We start from the raw sequence: 2,620 nt of genomic DNA, 5'->3' as shown, positions 1-2,620 counted from the left end.
CCGAGCCGGGGATGAGCGCGGCCGGGATGGTTGCGGGGCGCACCGAAGCGTCGACGACCTCGGGTTCGATGAGGATGACGCCATCGGCCTCGCGCTGGAGATTGCGGGCCACCGCGTGCGGACGACCGGCCGGCCCCGGCACGGCCATGATGATGACCTGCAGGCCGTGGAATTGCGCTTCCTCGACGGCCTCGGTCAGGTCGTCGTCGCCGGAGACGAGATAGATGACATCGACGACCCGGTTGCGGGCATAGGTGGCCAGGTCCAGGCCCATCCGCAGGTCGACACCCTTCTGCTCCCCGGTGTGCGAGAGCCGGCCGAGCCGGAGCTTGACCCGCGGGAGGAGGCCGATGTCGTCCTGGTGGAAATCGGGCATACCGCCGGGGCGGCCGCCGGAGTCGTACCAGTTGACGCGCAGCAGCGGCATACCGGACTCGGCTTCGGCCTGGGCGATCAGGCCCTGGATCAAGGCGGTGTGGTCCACCTGGACGCCGCGCCGCAGCGAGGTTCCGGTGACGCGCGTGGCGGCCGACGCCAGGAGGTAGCCGGCGTCGACATAGATCGCGCAATAGGACCGCATAAGGACAACCTTGCCATTTCCGCTGCTGGGGCCGGACATCGGCCGCCGCCCCGGAGTTGAGTCTCCGGGGCGGCGGCGCGGGGGCGAAACTCAGTGCTTGAGGATTGCGGGCAGCGCCTTGAGGAAGAGCGCCTGGACCTGCTTGGACGGCAGGACCGTGGTGCCGTTCGACTTCGCGAGCGAGGCGCCCCAGGAAGCCGCCGCCGCGCGCTGGCTCGGCGTCCCGTGGTGCCCTGGGTTGTTGACGGCACAGTCACCGACGAGGTGAGCGAGGGCGATGGCGCCGTTGACCCGCTCGGCGTTGAAGTTCAGGCCTTCCCGGTGCGAGTCGAGGTAGGCGCCATAGGCGTCCGCCATCAGCTCCATCATTCGCGTGTTCTCCGGCGAAGTCTGCGCCGGGTAGGCGTGGTTCTCGAACTGCACGTGGTGGCCGTACTCGTGCGAGAGCACCATCTGCGGGCCGACCTCGATGTTGCCGGTGTCGCGCAGGGCCTTGATGATGCCCTCACCCATGACGATGCGGTCACCGATGCCCTCCAGGCCGGCCTGGCCTTCTGCCGTGAAGGCAAAGGCGTTGAGGCTGAACATCGGGTTGTTGCCGTCGCGCAGCTGCTTGGTGTCGAGGATCAGGGGGATGATCAGGTCGGCGAGCTGCGCGGCGTCGGCCGCCGAGACGCCGAAGATGGTCTGGACGGTCCGGATCACGCGAGCCCGGTCCACGACCATATTGCTGTGCATCCCCATGACCGCGATGTCGCCGGACTCGATGTCCCAGAAGCCGCGGGCGACGCTGGTGGTGTAGCGGACCTTCCCCGTCGTGCCGGGCGTGAGGGAGTAGTCGGCGTCGGTGCGCGATCCATAGATCAGAGCGTCATAGGTCGGGTAGTCGAAGGCACCGACGAGCGCGAGAACGAAGAGACGCGGCAGCGGGATTCCGGCGGTGATCTTCTCGACATAGGCGTTGAGCGCCGTGGGCTCGCACTTGGCACCAGTCAGTTGCGCCTCGATCGACCGGCCGACCGGGCCCGGCTCGGCGCCGGTCTTGGCGAGGAAGGCCGCCCGGCGGGCTTGCCAGTCCTTCGGCAGGGCGGCGAGGAGTTTCTTGACGATCGGCGCCGCCTGCGGGTCGGTCGTCGCCCCGGTGCGGAAGTCGTAGGTGTACTTCTGGGCGGTCGAGGACGCGGCGGGCGACGACGCGGCGAGCGGATCCGCGGCAAACGTCGGTGCGGCGGACAGCGTCAGCGCCATCGTCGCGGTGACGACGATGGCGCGCGTGCGGGTGGACTTCATCGGTGAAACTCCCCTGCGGATGTGCGGTCCGGACGTGTGGGTCCGGTCGAGGGCCCTGCGCCCTCGCGGGGGACGATACCCGTACGGTTGAATGGCGAGAGAGGCGGCACGTCGTCGCCGGAATCGAGGGGGAAGCAATGCCACCCAAGAGACGCGGGGTCCTGCCGCTCATTCTTGGCCTGATCTGCATGTTCGTGCTTGCGCCGGGGATCTTCTTCGGCGGCGTCGCCTACGGCAGCAAGGGCCTGCTCAACACCGTCCGGGAGGTTCCGACCACGCCGCCCGGCGGCACGGTCGAACTCGGAGCGAACTCGACCATGGTGATTATGGTCGACGTGGGCGCGGCGACGGGCACCAGCTTCGAGAGTCAGACCGGCCAGCCGAGCCAGGCCTGTGTGGTCCTCGGGAGTGACGGCGCGACGATCGGCATGGAGGCGAGCGGCCCGGCCTTCCGCGCCGCCTTCGACGGCCGCCAGTACGAAAGCGGCGGCTCCTACACCTCCTCGACAGCCGGCACCTACACGGTCACGTGCGGGTCGAATCCGGCGAAGTTGCTGACCGGCGACACGGCCACCAAGGTCGGCGGCAAGACCATCGGCGTCATCGTCGGCGCCTTCATCATCGCCACGCTCTTCGGTCTCCTCGGCGTCGTGCTGACGATCGTCGGCATCGTGAAGATGGTGCGCTCAGGTCGCGAACGCCGCGAGGCGGTCTACGGCGGGCAGCCGCCGTACGGGGGCCAGCCGCCCT

The 2,620-nt window shown here is 68.9% G+C and carries 3 protein-coding genes; 1 reads left to right on the top strand and 2 read right to left on the bottom strand.

The genetic code is table 11. From position 1 onward, the window contains the following. Positions 1-580: NYN domain-containing protein (locus tag PKH97_RS08880; RefSeq protein ID WP_324387050.1), on the bottom strand; the 580-nt coding region annotated here is incomplete at its 3' end. A 90-nt stretch (positions 581-670) separates the two neighbouring features. Then, the gene (locus tag PKH97_RS08875; RefSeq protein ID WP_324387049.1) at positions 671-1,870 is read right to left on the bottom strand and encodes a hypothetical protein; all 1,200 of its coding nucleotides are present in this window, start codon (positions 1,868-1,870) and stop codon (positions 671-673) included. A gap of 137 nt (positions 1,871-2,007) precedes the next feature. Between PKH97_RS08875 and PKH97_RS08870 the strand changes: the two genes are divergently transcribed. Beyond that, positions 2,008-2,620 (top strand): hypothetical protein (locus PKH97_RS08870; RefSeq protein ID WP_324387048.1); only part of this gene is annotated, 613 nt, incomplete at its 3' end.

Source organism: Nostocoides sp. (assembly GCF_035343835.1).
GTDB classification, from domain to species: domain Bacteria; phylum Actinomycetota; class Actinomycetes; order Actinomycetales; family Dermatophilaceae; genus Nostocoides_A; species Nostocoides_A vanveenii.
The sequence above is the reverse complement of the archived record's forward strand: the minus strand, read 5'-3'. Positions and strand labels throughout refer to the sequence as shown.

What these genes read in the sequence shown, in the direction of transcription:
- PKH97_RS08875 (WP_324387049.1), bottom strand. Translation starts at nt 1,870, where the DNA reads ATGAAGTCCACCCGCACGCGCGCCATCGTCGTCACCGCGACGATGGCG.